The 15,712-nt window shown below is 63.6% G+C and carries 11 protein-coding genes and 1 tRNA gene; 9 read left to right on the top strand and 3 right to left on the bottom strand.

What is annotated here, in order from left to right; genetic code table 11:
• Positions 1 to 222: 222 nt before the first annotated feature.
• The 3 genes from C7T96_RS10710 to C7T96_RS10700 all read left to right on the top strand — a co-directional run bounded on the left by C7T96_RS10710 (position 223) and on the right by C7T96_RS10700 (position 3,625).
• Positions 223 to 1,365: a DegT/DnrJ/EryC1/StrS aminotransferase family protein gene (locus C7T96_RS10710; RefSeq protein WP_106571218.1), complete on the top strand. Its 1,143-nt coding sequence runs from the start codon at positions 223 to 225 to the stop codon at positions 1,363 to 1,365.
• A 194-nt stretch (positions 1,366 to 1,559) separates the two neighbouring features.
• Positions 1,560 to 2,288, top strand: a complete 729-nt coding sequence (locus C7T96_RS10705; protein ID WP_106571217.1) for a glycosyltransferase family 25 protein — start codon at positions 1,560 to 1,562, stop codon at positions 2,286 to 2,288.
• Complete coding sequence (locus C7T96_RS10700; RefSeq protein WP_106571216.1) at positions 2,285 to 3,625, top strand: O-antigen ligase family protein; 1,341 nt, start codon at positions 2,285 to 2,287, stop codon at positions 3,623 to 3,625. Before C7T96_RS10705 ends, C7T96_RS10700 begins: the two co-directional genes overlap by 4 nt.
• Positions 3,626 to 3,755: 130 nt before the next feature.
• Here C7T96_RS10700 and C7T96_RS10695 read toward each other — a convergent pair.
• Positions 3,756 to 3,830 (bottom strand) — tRNA-Gln (locus tag C7T96_RS10695).
• Between the two features lie 400 nt (positions 3,831 to 4,230).
• Here C7T96_RS10695 and ppdK point away from each other — a divergent pair.
• From ppdK to C7T96_RS10670, 5 genes are all read left to right on the top strand, one after another.
• Entirely contained in the window at positions 4,231 to 6,894 is a 2,664-nt protein-coding gene (gene ppdK, locus C7T96_RS10690) for a pyruvate, phosphate dikinase (protein ID WP_106571215.1), read from the top strand.
• 216 nt (positions 6,895 to 7,110) lie between these two features.
• Complete coding sequence (locus C7T96_RS10685) at positions 7,111 to 8,826, top strand: type I secretion system permease/ATPase (protein WP_158264341.1); 1,716 nt, start codon at positions 7,111 to 7,113, stop codon at positions 8,824 to 8,826.
• A complete protein-coding gene (locus C7T96_RS10680) occupies positions 8,817 to 10,142 on the top strand; it encodes an HlyD family type I secretion periplasmic adaptor subunit (protein WP_106571213.1) in 1,326 nt (441 codons plus the stop codon). Before C7T96_RS10685 ends, C7T96_RS10680 begins: the two co-directional genes overlap by 10 nt.
• Before the next feature lie 391 nt (positions 10,143 to 10,533).
• The gene (locus tag C7T96_RS10675; RefSeq protein ID WP_146149171.1) at positions 10,534 to 10,989 is read left to right on the top strand and encodes a hypothetical protein; all 456 of its coding nucleotides are present in this window, start codon (positions 10,534 to 10,536) and stop codon (positions 10,987 to 10,989) included.
• A 15-nt stretch (positions 10,990 to 11,004) separates the two neighbouring features.
• Complete coding sequence (locus C7T96_RS10670; protein ID WP_106571211.1) at positions 11,005 to 13,989, top strand: FG-GAP-like repeat-containing protein; 2,985 nt, start codon at positions 11,005 to 11,007, stop codon at positions 13,987 to 13,989.
• Between the two features lie 133 nt (positions 13,990 to 14,122).
• On the opposite strand, the gene C7T96_RS10665 is transcribed toward C7T96_RS10670, so the two are convergent.
• The gene (locus C7T96_RS10665) at positions 14,123 to 14,818 is read right to left on the bottom strand and encodes a cation diffusion facilitator family transporter (protein WP_106571210.1); all 696 of its coding nucleotides are present in this window, start codon (positions 14,816 to 14,818) and stop codon (positions 14,123 to 14,125) included.
• A 72-nt stretch (positions 14,819 to 14,890) separates the two neighbouring features.
• Between C7T96_RS10665 and C7T96_RS10660 the strand changes: the two genes are divergently transcribed.
• On the top strand, positions 14,891 to 15,301 hold the full coding sequence (locus C7T96_RS10660; protein ID WP_106571209.1) for a helix-turn-helix domain-containing protein: 411 nt from the start codon (positions 14,891 to 14,893) through the stop codon (positions 15,299 to 15,301).
• A 27-nt stretch (positions 15,302 to 15,328) separates the two neighbouring features.
• Here the strand turns inward: C7T96_RS10660 and C7T96_RS10655 are convergent, their stop codons facing one another.
• Positions 15,329 to 15,700 (bottom strand): hypothetical protein, encoded by a 372-nt coding sequence (locus C7T96_RS10655; RefSeq protein WP_106571208.1) that lies wholly within the window; start codon positions 15,698 to 15,700, stop codon positions 15,329 to 15,331.
• Positions 15,701 to 15,712 lie beyond the last annotated feature (12 nt).

Raw genomic sequence — 15,712 nt, 5'->3', positions numbered from 1 at the left:
CGGCGATGGCGCGTGGTGGCATGGCGTGGGCCTCGTTTCAAGAAAACTTTGCCCGCGCCCCCGTCTCGCCGGGCTCCGAACCGCCCGGCCTCGGCTCTTCACCTTGTGTAACGACACGGCGACGAGATTGACGGCCGGCCGTGCTTGCACCTTTGACGCGCGCCTTCTATCAGCGGGTCAGGCTGGAAGGCCGCACAGCAAGGCTTCGCTTGAAAGGCGCACATGCAGTTTGTCGATCTCCACACGCAGCGCGAACGAATCGAGCCGCAGCTTCAGGCTGCCATGGCCAGGGTGTTCGCGCATGGCCGCTATATTCACGGACCCGAGGTCGCCGAGTTCGAAAGGCGGCTTGCCGATTTCGTCGGCGTGCGCCACGTGGTGGGCTGCGCCAACGGCACGGATGCGTTGCTGATCCCGCTAATGGCGCTCGGCATCGGACCGGGCGACGCGGTTTTCTGCCCCAGCTTCACCTTTGCCGCCACCGCCGAAGTCGTGGTTCTGGCCGGGGCCGAGCCGGTGTTCGTCGACATCGAACCGGACAGCTACAACGTCTCGCTCGCCAGCCTGGAAGCCGCCTACGAGCAGGTCCGCGCCGAGGGGCGGCTGACGCCCAAGGCGATCATCCCCGTCGATCTGTTCGGCCTGTCGGCCGACTATCGGGCGCTCGGCCGCTTCGCGCAGGAGCGGGCGCTGGCGATCGTGGAAGATGCGGCCCAGGCGATCGGCGGCAGTTTCGGCAACACCAAATGCGGCGCTTTCGGCACCGCGGCCGGCACCAGTTTCTATCCGGCCAAGCCGCTCGGCTGTTATGGAGACGGCGGCGCGATCCTGACCAACGACGACGATCTGGCCGAAACGATGCGCTCGATCGCCTTTCACGGCATGGGTGCCAGCCAGTACGACAATGTCCGCATCGGTCTCAATTCGCGCCTGGATACGCTGCAGGCGGCGATTCTGATCGAGAAACTGGCCATTTTGCCGTCGGAAACCGAAGCCAGGCAGGCGGTAGCCGACCGTTACACCGCAGGGCTGTCGGACGTGGTCAAGGTGCCGGCCGTGGCCGCGGGCTATCGCTCGGCCTGGGCGCAATACGCCGTTGAATCGGACCGTCGCGACGCCGTTCGCGCGCATCTGAGCGCTCTCGGCATTCCCTCGATGATCTATTACGAAAAGCCGCTGCATCTGCAGGCCGCCTATGCGGCCTACGGCCGCGCCCCGGACGGCCTTGCGGTGTCGGAGGCGGCCAGCAACAACGTGGTGTGCTTGCCCATGCATCCCTATCTGGGCGAGTCCGATCAGGACCGGATCATCGCCGCGGTACGCGAGATAGCGGACGCCGGGCTGATGCGGCGGGCCGGTTCGTAGAACGGCCGGCCGCGCGCGCCACGGCGCTGGGCCGCGCCGATCGGGCGCAACGCGTGTTTGCCATACTTTCAATAAGAGCGGCCAACCGCGGCCTTGCGGTTGCTTATAAAGGCGCGCCGACCTAAACATTTCTGCCCCGGCCGGCGCGTTGTAGGCGGCCGGGGCGTGTTCTTTTTTGCAGTGACAGACCATCGATGGTGCCAGTTCTTGTCATAAATCTCGCGCGCTCGCCCGAGCGCTGGGACGCCATCCGGCAGACGGCCACGGGGCTGGATCTGCGCCGTGTGGAGGGCGTCGACGGCGGCGCGATCGCGCGGGAGGAATGGTCCGCCATCGACCGGGAACGGTTCCGCGCCAGGCACGGGCGCATCGTCACGCCGGGCGAATATGGCTGCTACCGCTCGCATCTGGCGGCCCTGGCGACGGTGGTCGCCGAGGGCGTTGACGTCGCCGTCATCGCCGAGGACGACATCGTGCTCAACGACCGGCTCGGCGAAAGGGCGGCGGCGCTGTTTGCCGGCGTCGAGGAGCCGCGGCTGGTCAAGCTCGTCAACCACCGCACCACCGGTTTTCTGGAAAAGGGCGTGTCGGCGGCCGGCGACGCGTACGGGCGCTGCCTGTTCGGGCCGCTGGGGTCGGCAGCCTGTTATGCCGTCAACCGCAGCGGCGCCCAACGCCTGGTGGAAACGCTCGCCACCATGTGGCTGCCCTGGGACGTGGCGCTGGAGCGCGGCTGGGCGACCGGTGTGGCGACCTATACCACCCGCGAGCCGCTTGTCGCCTTCAGCACCCATCGCGCCCGTTCCACCATCACCGCCAGCTACGCGCACACCAAGCTGCCGACCTTGCAAAGGCGGCGCGCGTTCTCCTTCCGGGCGCGCGACTTCCTGCGGCGCGCGGGCTACGCGCTGGAGGCGGCATGAACGCGCCCACGCAGCCGGCCGCGCACAGGCCGCCTTTCCACAGGACCGAACTCGTCGGACACGCGGTGCTGTTTTGCCTGGTCGGCATGATCTCGGCCGTGTGGATCGAGACCGACCTTTACCGCGTGGCGATGCTGCCGCCGATCGCGCTCGGGCTCTGGGTCTATTTTTCCCGGCGCGATTTCCGCCCGGCGATGGGCCCGATGGGCTGGGCCTGCCTCGTGTGGGCGCACTATGTGGCGCTGCGTTATGTGTGGGTTGTCCTGACGAGACCGGACTCGACCGGCGGCTCGGCGGAAGGCATCTATCTGATGCCGGCGCTCTACATGACGGTCGGTTATGTGCTTTTCCTCTACCGCGACAAGCTTGCCCATCTGGTCTGGGTCTTCATAGCCATCAGCCTTGCCGCCTTGCTCGCCAGCATCGACATCGTGGCGGTCTTTCGGCCGGATGCGGGCCTGGTTCCGTTTCTTTTCCAAAACAACACCATCCATTCCTCCGTCGGCGCCGGTCTGATTCTGATCGGAGCCTTTTGCTTCGGCTTGTGGCTGCTTTCCCGCTCCGATCTGCCGGGCCGGATCGTGTGGACGGGGCTGGCGGTTGCGTTGCTGATCGGCATTCTCGCCGTGCTCGGGATTTTCGGCGCCAAGTCGAAGGGCGTGTGGATCGCGCTGCTCGTGACGGCGCCCTCCGTCGTGGCGGCCACGTTCGCGCAAATCAGGGGCAAGGCGCGATGGGTGGTCATGGCTGGTTTCGTGTGTGCCTCGGTCGTCGGGATCCTGATTTTTCATCAGATCGTGTGGCATACGATCGGCCATGTCGTCGTCAGTGCCGTGGACCTGGTCCAGCGGCTGCTTTCGGGAATGCCGGCGCGCCAGATGGTGCTCGACGCGATCGATTCGGGAACCTTGCCCTATACGTTCGACGCGCGCATCCGCGTTTGGTGGAACGCCCTCTCGATCTGGCGCCTCGACTGGCTTTTCGGTCAGGGGATCTGGTGGGAAAATCTGTGGCAGCAGACCCGTTTCGCCGATATCGGCTATGAGCTGATGCACAATGGTTATCTGGAGATCGCCATCCGGTTCGGCCTGTTCGGCCTGGAATTTTATGCCGTGCTTCTGGCGTGGTGTCTCTACCAGGCGACGGCCGCCGTCCGCCGCGGCCTGATTCCGCTCGAACTCTATTTTTTCTATCTGCTGACGTTGATTTTTTTCCTGGCGAGCATGCTCAGCAATTCCAACATCCGCCTCGCTGTCGGCGAAAGCTACATGCTGATGGCCGGCGGTTTCGGCTTTTGCTGCTATTATCTGCGCCAGGCAGCCGGCCAGGCGCGATAGCGCGCCGAATCGACGGCGTCGTTGCCGGCAATCGTTGGAAGCTTCCAGTCAGCACCTCGGGCCGGGGTACGGGCCCGTCTGTCCGCAACGGAGGTGCGGGCCGGTCTGTTTGGAACGGACCGTGGAGACATGGCTGGGGCGCCTGGATTCGAACCAGGGAATGACGGTACCAAAAACCGTTGCCTTACCACTTGGCTACGCCCCAGCATCGTCGCTGCCTTGCGACGGGGTGGCGCCCTTATATGGATGCTCCGCCGTCAGTGCAATGACTAGTTGGCGTCAAGCGCGCGCTGCCGGTCGGCGGTCGCCGTCGTTGCCGCGGCTGCGAGGATTTGCGGTGGTCAACGATCCCCGAAACCGCTAGAGCAAGGCCGGACCGGGCCGGGGCGATCCGGCTTGCGTCCGGCGAATCGGTTCGCATGACAGGCGGACGGCATGGCGCGCTATCCCGGCGAGGTTGCCGGGCGGGCCGGATGTCGGCTGTGGCACCGCGAAAGAGGCGGGTAATTCGGACCGGACGGATCGGTATTCACGGGCGCCCCGGGGGCGGGATGGCCCGGTCGGATATGTCTTCGGGTGCTATCCAGACGGCGAGGGAGATCGCGATGGCGAAATGGGTCTATAACTTCGGCAACGGTAAGGCGGAAGGCCGCGTCGGCGACAAGAACCTGCTCGGGGGCAAGGGGGCCAATCTGGCCGAGATGTCCGGGCTCGGATTGCCGGTGCCGCCGGGTTTTACCATCACCACCGAGGTCTGCACCCATTATTACGCCAACGCACAAAGCTATCCCGGCGAACTGAAACAACAGGTCGAAGACGCGCTTGCCCGGATCGGCGCCGATACCGGCCGCCGTTTCGGCGATCCGCGCAATCCGCTTTTGGTTTCCGTGCGCTCCGGCGCGCGCGCCTCGATGCCCGGCATGATGGACACCGTGCTCAATCTCGGCCTCAACGACGCCACCGTCGAGGCGTTGGCCGAAGAGGCGCAGGACCGCCGCTTCGCCTATGACAGCTATCGCCGTTTCATCCAGATGTATTCCGACGTCGTCATGGGGCTCGACCACGAGGTTTTCGAGGAGATCCTCGAGGACGAAAAAGCCGGGCTCGGCATCGAATTCGACACCGAGCTCGACGCCGGCCACTGGATCGGGCTGGTCGAGCGCTACAAGGCCAAGGTGGTGGAGGAGCTGGGGCAGCCCTTTCCCCAGGATCCGCACGAGCAGTTGTGGGGCGCGATCGGCGCGGTGTTCTCGTCCTGGATGAACCATCGCGCGATCACCTATCGCCGCCTGCACAATATTCCCGAAGGCTGGGGCACGGCGGTCAACGTCCAGGCGATGGTGTTCGGCAATATGGGCGACAGTTCCGCCACCGGCGTGGCCTTCACCCGCGATCCGTCGACCGGCGAGCGCACGCTTTACGGCGAGTTTCTGGTCAACGCCCAGGGCGAGGACGTGGTCGCCGGCATCCGCACCCCGCAAAACATCACCGAGGAGGCCCGCATCGCGGCCGGCTCCGACAAGCCGTCGCTGCAAAAGCTGATGCCGGAGGCGTTCGGCGAATTCGCGCGCACCGCCGAGACCCTCGAGCGCCATTATCGCGACATGCAGGATCTCGAATTCACTATCGAGCGCGGCAAGCTGTGGATGTTGCAGACTCGTTCCGGCAAGCGCACGGCCAAGGCCGCCTTGCGTATCGCCGTCGAGATGGCCGCCGAAGGCCTGATCACGCGCGAGGAGGCGGTGGGGCGCATCGATCCGGCCTCGCTCGACCAGCTTCTGCATCCCACCATCGATCCGGCCGCCAAGCGCGACGTGATCGGCCTCGGCCTGCCGGCCTCGCCGGGGGCGGCCACCGGCGAAATCGTGTTCTCCTCCGACGAGGCCGAGGAAGCCAAGGCGGCCGGCCGCAAGGTTATCCTGGTGCGCGTGGAAACCAGCCCCGAGGACATTCACGGCATGCATGCCGCCGAAGGCATTCTGACGACGCGCGGCGGCATGACCAGCCATGCCGCGGTCGTGGCGCGCGGCATGGGCAAGCCGTGCGTGTCGGGCGCGGGCACGCTGCGCGTCGACTACAAGACCCAGACCATGACCGCGCTCGGCCGCAGCTTCGGGCGCGGCGACGTGGTCACCATCGACGGCGCCTCCGGCCAGGTTCTGGCCGGTGCGACCGCGATGCAGCAGCCCGAACTGTCGGGCGATTTCGCCGCGATCATGGAATGGGCCGACGCGATCCGCCGCATGCGGGTGCGCGCCAATGCCGAGACCCCGGCCGATGCGCGTACGGCGCGCTCCTTCGGCGCCGAGGGCATCGGCCTGTGCCGGACCGAGCACATGTTTTTCGACGGCGAACGCATCGTGGCCATGCGCGAGATGATTCTCGCCGACAGCGAGACCGGGCGCCGCGCCGCGCTGGCCAAGCTTCTGCCGATGCAGCGCTCGGATTTCGCCGAGCTGTTCGAGATCATGGCCGGGCTGCCGGTCACCATCCGGCTGCTCGATCCGCCGCTGCACGAATTCCTGCCCAAGACCGAGGAGGAGATCGCCGAGGTCGCGGCCGTCCTGGATGTCGAGGCGGAATTGCTGCGCCAGCGCACCGAGGCCCTGCACGAGTTCAACCCGATGCTCGGCCATCGCGGCTGCCGGCTAGCGGTCTCCTATCCCGAAATCGCCGAAATGCAGGCGCGGGCGATCTTCGAGGCGGCCGCCGAGGCCGCGGCCAAGACCGGGCGCCCGGTCGAGCCGGAAATCATGGTGCCGCTGGTCGGCATCGTGCAGGAGCTCGAATTCGTCAAGGCGCGCATCGACCAGGTCGCCGCCGAGGTGATGGCCGAGACCGGCACCAGCATCGCCTATCTGACCGGCACGATGATCGAATTGCCGCGCGCCGCCATCCGCGCGCACGCCATAGCGCAGGTGGCGGAGTTCTTTTCCTTCGGCACCAACGATCTGACCCAGACCACGTTCGGCATTTCGCGCGACGACGCCGCAACGTTCCTGGAGACCTATCGCCAAAAGGGCGTGATCGAGACCGATCCGTTCGTGTCGCTCGACATCGAAGGTGTCGGCGAACTGGTGCGCATGGCCGCCGACAAGGGCCGCACGGCACGTGAGGGCATCAAGCTCGGCATTTGCGGCGAGCACGGCGGCGATCCGGCCTCGATCCGCTTCTGCGAGGAGGTCGGGCTGGATTACGTGTCCTGTTCGCCCTTCCGCGTGCCGATCGCCCGCCTCGCGGCCGCGCAGGCCGCGATAGGCAAGGCCTGAGCGGCCTGCGCGGTTGGAAGCCCCGGATATTGCAGACGGTTCGGGCCGACAAATGCTGGCACTACCGCCTGGTTCCGGCGAGACGCTTTAGCGCGAACCGCTCAAGTGTGTCTTGCTTATGTTTGCCTCTGCGACCAAGCTGGCAACTCGATTTGCCACAGTTGCATACGCCGTATGCAGGCGTGGAAGCAGCATATCAAATGCGGTGATCTATTGATGAGCAAGGCAGGAGACAATCCGGTTGGCGAGTTGCGATCGATCTTGCCTTTCCTGATCGTGGTCTCGCTGCTCATCAATATTCTGATGCTCGCCTCGCCATTATATATGTTGCAGGTTTTTGACCGAGTGCTCACGAGCCATTCGATCGAAACACTGATTTTCCTGTCCTTGTTGGTTCTGGCGGCGTTGCTGGTCATGGGGGCGCTGGATGCCTGCCGCGTTACGGTTTTTGCCCGGTTCGGAGACTGGTTGGACCGACGTATTTCCGGAAAAGTGCTGGATGCGGTTATCAACTCGGCCGCTCGTCCTGCCTCCAGATCTACAATCCAGCCGCTCGCCGACATTGCTACGGTCCGGCAGTTTCTGGGGTCTCCGAGCGCAGGCGCGATCTTCGACACGCCCATGGTGCCGATTTTCGTGGCCGCGATCTGGTTCTTGCATCCGATCCTGGGTGCCGTGGCGGCAGGAAGTGCTGCACTTCTCGCTGCGCTTGCCATGGCCAACGATTTCTTGTCGCGGGGGCCCGGCTCGTCAGTGTCGCTATCCGGCGCGGAGAGCCAGGCCTTTCTCGAAACGACCGTGGCGAATGCCGATGTCGTTCGCACGATGGGGCTGCAACAACGCGTGGTCGTAAACTGGGCGGGCATGCGCGATGCGCTATCCACGCAGATGTTGTCCGTCTCCACGATCGTCGGTGTACTCGGCGCGGTATCCAAATCGATCCGGTTGGCCGTGCAGGCGGCAATTCTGGGAGCCGGGGCGTATCTCGTCATCGTTCGTGCCATCACGCCTGGCGAGATGATTGCGGCGTCCATCCTCCTGGGGCGGGCCCTGGCGCCCGTCGAAACCGCCCTCAGTGGATGGCGACAGCTTGTGTCTGCGCGTCACGCCTGGAAGCGTCTCCGTGCTCTGCTGGAAAGCTACCGACCCGCTGACCGCAGCCATGCATTGGTCGATGCGCGCGGCGATCTGGAGATCGAAAACGTCGCCTTGCGTGCTGCGGCGGACCGCAAACCCATACTGCAGAACGTATCCTTTGCCTTGGAACCCGGCGACACGCTGGGCGTCATCGGAGATTCGGCTGCGGGAAAATCAAGCCTTGGGCGCGTGCTTGTCGGGGCATGGCCTCCTTCTGCCGGATCGGTGCGATTTGACGGCGCGGAACTTGCGCAATGGGATCCTGAGGCGCTCGGCAACCATGTCGGGTACGTGCCACAATCGGCCGCACTTTTTCCCGGAACGGTACGTCAGAATATCGCGCGCTTTCGAGACGTTCCCTTCGAGGCCGTAATGGAGGCCGGGCGCCGGGCCGGATGCCATGAGGCGATCCTTCAGTTGCCCGATGCATATGACACGGATGTCGGCCATCACGGTGAGCGGCTTTCCGGGGGGCAACGCCAGCGCGTGGCGCTCGCCAGAGCGGTTTTTGGTAAGCCGCGCCTCGTCGTGCTCGACGAACCTGACGCGAATCTTGATCAGGCGGGGCATGAGGCGCTACTACGATGCTTGGCTTCTCTGCAGTCGGAAGACGTCACGCTGGTCGTCATTGCGCATAGGCGCGATTTGCTTTCTGTTTGCGGAAAACTACTGTGGTTGGAGAACGGAAGGGTGAGGGCGTTTGGGCCGACGAAGGACGTGATCGAGTTTATGGGCGATCACAAGAAAAAACACCTGCGCGCGGTTGACGGCGAAGCGAAACAGCAATGGAATTGACGCTTGCGCATGCAACGTTGCGGGATCGCATCCGAAGCCCCTTGCGGATTGCGACGCTGTTTTCAGTCCTGTTTTTTGCCGGATTCGGCACGTGGTCGGCCCTGGCGCCTTTGACGGGCGCCGCAGTTGCTCACGGGTTCATCGGCGTCGAGAACAAGCGGCAGACGATCCAGCACCTCGAAGGCGGGATTATCGAACGCATAATTGCCAGGGAAGGGGACCGGGTCGAAGCCGGCGACCTTCTGGTTCGTCTCGACGACACGGTGCCGAAATCCACCTATGACCTGCTTGAAGGGCAGTATGTCGACCTGATCGTCGAGCGCGCGCGCCTCGAGGCGGAGCAGGTGGAGGCGGAAGTCATCGAATGGCCGGATCTGCTGGCGGTTGTCTCGGACCGCACGCGGGTCACGCGGGCGATGCGGGTGCAGCAAGAACTCTTTCAGGCGCGCCGCGAGGCGCTGGCAAGCCGTGCCGGCCTCCTCAATGCAGGAATTCGTCAGCTCGAAGAACAAATACGTGGTCTCGACGCACAGGAGTCCGCGACACAGCGACAACGTGGGCTGGTTCGCAAGGAAACTGCGGCGGTCGAACAACTGGTCGAACAGGGGCTCCAGAGTCGTCCTCGACTTTATGCCCTGCAGCGCACATCCGCGCAAATGGATGGGGCATTGGGTGATATCGCGTCGCAAAAGGCGCAGGCGCGCTTGTTGATCGGCAAGTCTCGGCTCGAGCTCCTTGATCTGAAGACCCAGACCAGAAACCAGGTCGTCGGCGATCTCCGCGACCTTTCGGCTCGCATTGCCGATATGCAGCCCCGGTTGCGGGCAGCACGCGACAAGCTGAACCGTCTCGAATTGCGGGCACCGATGGCCGGAACGATCGTGGGAATGCAGTTTCACACCGAAGGCGGCGTGATCGGTCCCGGCGCTCCGGTTCTCGATCTTGTGCCAACCGACGCGCCCTACGTCATCGAAGCTCGACTAAGCCCTCAGGATATCGATATCGTTAGGGCCGGGCTGCCGGCGGAAATTCGATTGGTTGCCTTTTCTTCACGAATTACGCCCACCTTGCCGGGGCGCGTTGTACATGTCTCGGCCGACAGTCTCTTCGATCGCAAGAGCGAACAATCCTATTACGAGATCAAGGTCGAGCTACAGGTCGACCCGTTGCTGCTGAGACAGCACAAGGTCGATCTGGACAAGCTCTACCCCGGCATGCCGGTTGAGGTAATGCTGGTGACCGGGCAACGTACTTTGCTCGACTATGTTCTTCAGCCCGTCACCGACATGTTCGCGCGCGCATTCCGTGAGACCTGACAAGATTCGGCTGGCCATGGTTGCTGCGTTTCGAATTCGCTCGACCCGCAGGGCGACGGTTTTCGGTTCCCGATCGGTACGGGCGTCTGGATCTCCGGCATTCCTACTCACCGCTGGGGGACGGGAACCCATGACCGGGCTGCGACGACGGCAACCTGGCGAAGCTGAGTGACCGTCATGATCGTGCCGATTGAAAAAAGCCCGCGTCATCGGTTGCTCCTTTCGAACCGGGCGATCTCTCCTGAAGATCGTGACGGTGAATTAGTCTAATGGGCGAATGGAAGCTGTGGATGTTTAGAAAACCGTTGATGATATAAGCCAATTCAGAGTACCTGTTTCGAGAAAGTGTCGAATCTGATCTCATCTCGGACTGAAGTCGGGCGGTGTTGCAATGTCCGGACGATGGAAATCACTGAGCGCCGGCCTCGTATTGGCGGCCACCTTTCTTTGTGCAGAGGCGCTGGCTATGCGGAACCCGTTTCTCAACGATCTCCGGTCTGTGTCGCTTGCCTGCGAGGGCCCTCGACAGGGCGAATGGTGCGAGGTTGCCGCAGCGGTGGTGGGCGAGGCTGTTCGTGTCCCCGTGGTGGTCGTTCCCGCTGCGAAACTTCCGCTCAATCCGTCAGGCGCCCCCGCGGTGAACGACGCATGGCTCGTGGTCGAGGTCGCACCGGACGGGGGAGAGCTTCAGGTGCGACTGGATTGGGGGTCGGCCATGAAGATGGCCGGTGTCGATCCCGGGCATGCATCGTCCCGGCTGGCCGATGACGTCGATACGAGGGATGAGAAGGTGTGGCGGAAAATTCTCGCCGCGACACCGTTCGTGCGCAAAAGCGGTGAGAAGTAGGAGGAACGAGCAGGGATGGCTACCTATCCGAACCCACTCAGTGATCAAGGCATCGCGGATCAGTTGACGCGTACCGGAAAACACTGGGCGAAGACGACGATTACCTATTCCTTCGACGATTTAAGCACCGCCGGAAATGATCTGAATTCGACTTATGAATCGTGGATCAAGAAGGCAATCGGGCAGATCGGTGAAATCCTGAATCTCACCTTTGTCGAAACGGGCTCTGGAGGTGACATCACATTCAACGGGAGCTCCGGCAACGGCACCTATGCAAGCACGTCTTATTACACGGTCTCCCGGGAGATAGTCTCGTCAAACATCTTCTTTGACAGGACGTGGACAGGCAATCAGCCGTCGGCGTTGGACTACGGCTCGTATGGTTTCACGACGATCATGCATGAGTTCTTGCATGCGTTGGGCCTGTCGCATCCAGGCGATTACGATGCAGGATCGGGCGATCCGAGTTATTTCCCCGATGCCGAGTTCCTGCAGGATACGCATCGTTATTCGGTGATGTCGTATTTCGGAGCCGGGTCGGACGGGAGCGGCACGTCGCACTATTTCTACAACGGCTCCTCGTTCGAATATCAGTATCCCCAGACGCCAATGGTCTACGACATACTCGCCCTGACGCAGGGCGGGTTTAACGGGAAGTTCGGCGGCTATTCGTTCAACACCGCAACGAGGTCTGGCGATACGACATACGGCTACAACCCCACGGGCGGCATAAATGAGGTCTACGATTTCGTATCAAACCCGTCGCCAGTGCTGACGATCTATGATGCCGGAGGTGTCGATACACTCGATCTTTCCGGCGACACCGTCTCGATGCAGGCCAATATCGTTTATGACGCCAATGGGGTTCCTTCATCCTACAACACGGTTGCCCGCGAAACATCCGTCATCGACTTGCGCCCGGGACATTATTCTTCAACCCATGGCATGAAAAACAATCTTGGCATCTCGTTCGGAACGACGATCGAGAACGTCGTAGCCACCCAGTTCAACGATACGATCTATGGCAACGATGCCGATAACCTGATCACCGGCGGCAGCGGAAACGACGTCATGGACGGCGGTTCTGGGACCGATACAGCGGTCTTTTCCGGCGCGCGCGCGAACTACACGATAACGAACAATGGCGGTACGTTTACGGTCGTGGGTCCGGACGGAACCGACACGTTGACCAATTTCGAGTTCCTGAAGTTTGCCGATCAGCAGGTCGCGACCGCCGATCTGGTCGCTCCGTTCGGAACCATGGTCAAGGCATCACCGAGTTTTGGAAGAAGTGCCGGGTGGGCCGACCAGGACAGGTACGCCCGTACGACGGCTGACGTGGACGGAGACGGCAAGGCTGACATTGTCGGCTTCGCGTCTAGCGGAGTGATGGTCGCTCTGGGCACCGGCGGCGGTAATTTCGGGACGATGATGCAAGCCACTGCCAGTTTCAGCAGGAATGCGGGATGGATTTCCCAGGAAACCTATCCACGTCTGCTGGCGGATACCAACGGCGACGGGCGTGTCGACATTGTCGGCTTTGGCGCCGACGGAGCGTTCGTCGCGCTGGGCCGGGCGGATGGAACGTTCGCACCGTTGAAAGTGGCTGCCAATAGCTTTGGCCGGAATGCCGGCTGGGTCGATCAGGAGGTCAAGACCCGAACCCTGGCCGATGTAAACGGCGATGGAAACGTCGACATCGTCGGCTTTGGCGCCGCAGGAACCTATGTCGCATTGGGTCAAGGCGACGGCACTTTCGGCACGATCAAGAAGGCGACGTCGGATTTCGGTACGGACCGGGGCTGGAACAACCAGACCGAGAAACCGCGCATCGTCACCGACATCAACGGCGACGGGCGGGCCGACATTGTCGGCTTCGGCGCGGCGGGCACCTATGTCGGTCTGGGGCAGGCGGACGGGACTTTCGCGCCACTTATTCTGGCAACCTCAAGTTTTTCACGGAATGCGGGATGGTCGGACCAGGACGTGTACACGCGCGTTCTGACGGACCTTAATGGCGACGGGAATACCGATATCGTCGGTTTCGGCGCGGCGGGCACCTACTCCGCTCTGGGCAACGGCGACGGCACGTTCCAGGGGTTGAAGCTCGCGACGTCCAGTTTCGGAATCAACGCGGGCTGGGCGAACCAGGACAACTACGCCAGACTGTTCGCAGACGTCGATGGTGACGGCAAGGTAGACATTGTCGGCTTCGGCGCGGCCGGCACCTATGTCGCCTTCGGCAAAGGAGACGGCACGTTCAGTCCTCTGGAATTGGGCACCGAACGTTTCGGAAAGAACGCCGGCTGGACGAGCCAGGAAACGACTCCGCGTTTTGTCACGGACGTCAACGGCGACGGCCGGGCCGACATTATCGGGTTCGGTTCCGATGGGGCGTACCTGGTGCTGGCGAACGCAGGCGGGCAGGGAAACGCGCCCCGGTATTTTTCGGAAGGCTATCTGTCGGGCGACCGGCGGTTGGAGGATACGATTTCCGTCGATATCGACCATGCGGGCATCGTTCGACAGCCGGGTTCGGATGACCGGGCGGTGGGCGGCTCGCTGCAGGATTTGCCGGGCGTCCTGGCGGACGACTGGTTTGGAGATGCGGTCGGCGGCGGTCGTTTTGGCGGCGCTGCCCCTGGGAACGGTGAAACAACGACCGGTCTCGTGGGGCCGGCCGACATGCGTCAACCGAATGCGGTGGGCGACGGTTTGGATCAATTGCCCGGCGTGTTGGCCGACGATTGGTTTGGCGATGCCATAGGCGGCAAGCAGGCCGGCGGGGCTGAAGCGCACGATGTGCTCGCTGTCGTCGTCGAACACGCGCAGTTGCGCGATGCCGAACCGGCGCCGGAATTTGTCGACATCTCCCTGGCCATCGAATGGACGGGCGCGAGCGAGGGACCTCTGGCGCCGCCGGTCACTGACCCCGTTCCCGCGACCGCATTCGTCATCGCGGAGGACTGGACCGACGCGGGCAATCACGGCTTTTTCTAGCGCCGGGAAAGCGAAGGGCGCCTTGGTCTCGACGTGAGGCCGCGCCCCTCACGACCGAAACCCTTGAACACGCCGACTTGGTCTTGAGCATGCCCGGGCCGCCCATCGCACGTATTCGGTGGGCGGCGCGGGGTCAGCGCCCGGCCTGGGGCTTTTGGGCGTCGCAGCCGGGACCGTGCCCGCACGGAGATGCGGGGTCGTGAGCGACCGGCATTGTGTCGCCGGCCGAGAATTCCCGCCATCCCTGGCGCAGGATCTGGAAGGACGACGATAGGAACAGGCCCGCCATCAGCCCGGCCACGATCACGTCCGGCCAGCCGCTGGTCGTGCCCCACACGCCGAGCGCGGCCGCCATCACCGCGACATTGCCGATCGCGTCGTTGCGCGAGCACAGCCAGACCGAGCGGACATTGGCATCGCCATCCTTGTAGCGCACCAGCAAAACCACGCTGACGATATTGGCCGCCAGCGCCAGGAAGCCGATCGCGCCCATGATCTCGGCCTGCGGCACGCCGAGATAAAGCACGCGCCACACCGTCGATGCGAACACCCACAGCCCCATCACGAACAGGCTGAGGCCCTTGGCGAGCGCGGCCGTGGCCCGTACCTTCAGCGAGGCGCCGATCACGGCGAGCGAAATCGCATAGGTCAGCGCGTCGGCGAAAAAGTCGAGCGCGTCGGCCTTTAGCGCCTGGCTGCCAGCCATCTGCCCGGCCGTCATCTCCACCGCGAACATCGCGCCGTTGATGGCGATCACCGCCCAGAGGCGGCGCTTGAAGTCGTCGGACATGCCGTCGAAAGTATGGGAATGGCCGCAGCCCGCGCTCATGATCGTCTCCTTGAAGCGTGTCGAAGGCGACCCTACAATCTCGAGCGACTAGAGCTTCAAGAGGTTTTTTCGATGTTTTCGATCGGGGAGATGGCGCGGCGCTCCGGCGTGAAGGCCGCCACCATTCGTTATTACGAACAGATCGGCCTGCTCGAGCAGGCCGGGCGCTCGCACGGCAATCAGCGCCGCTACGGCAGCGACGAGCTCGACCGGCTGGTGTTCATCAGGCACGCCCGCGACCTGGGCGTGTCGGTGCCGGCGATCCGCGAACTGATCGCGCTTTCCGGCGATCCGCAGCGCCCCTGCGCCCAGGCCGACCGCATCGCCTCGGCCCATCTGGCGACGATCCGCGAAAAAATCGCCCGGCTGAAACGGCTGGAAGCCGAACTCGAGCGCATCGCCTCCTGCAAGGCGCACACGGTCGGCGAGTGCTACGTGCTGCGCGCGCTCGGCGAGCATGATCTGTGCGAGGGCGAGCATTGAGCCGCGTTGGCGGCCATGCGCGCCGGCTCACCCGTTGATCGCCCCGGCCGGTCCGAACAGGTCCAGCAGACCGCGATAGGACAGCGCGATGCCGGCGAACGGGTTGTCGCTGTCGCGCGCGTTTTCGATCCGCACCGACCCGCCGTCACGGCCGAGCAGCACGAGTACTGTGTGGGTGTCGTGGCCGGCGCCGAGCGAAACGGCGGCGACGCGCTGGCAGTCGCGCTGGGCGAGTGCCGGCATGTGGAACAGGACCGACCCGTCCGCGCGTTCGGCGGCGCGCCGCAGCGCGGTCTCGAAGCCGCTTTCGGCGATATCCTGTGAATTCAGCGCCAGTTCGAATTCCACCGCTTCGAGCGGCATCTCTGGGTATCGGCTGGCGAGGTCGCGCGCATCCATGCGAAGACTCCA

The organism is Nitratireductor sp. StC3 (assembly GCF_003015025.1).
GTDB classification, from domain to species: domain Bacteria; phylum Pseudomonadota; class Alphaproteobacteria; order Rhizobiales; family Rhizobiaceae; genus Mangrovimarina; species Mangrovimarina alexandrii.
This window is presented reverse-complemented; position numbering and strand designations above follow the sequence as displayed.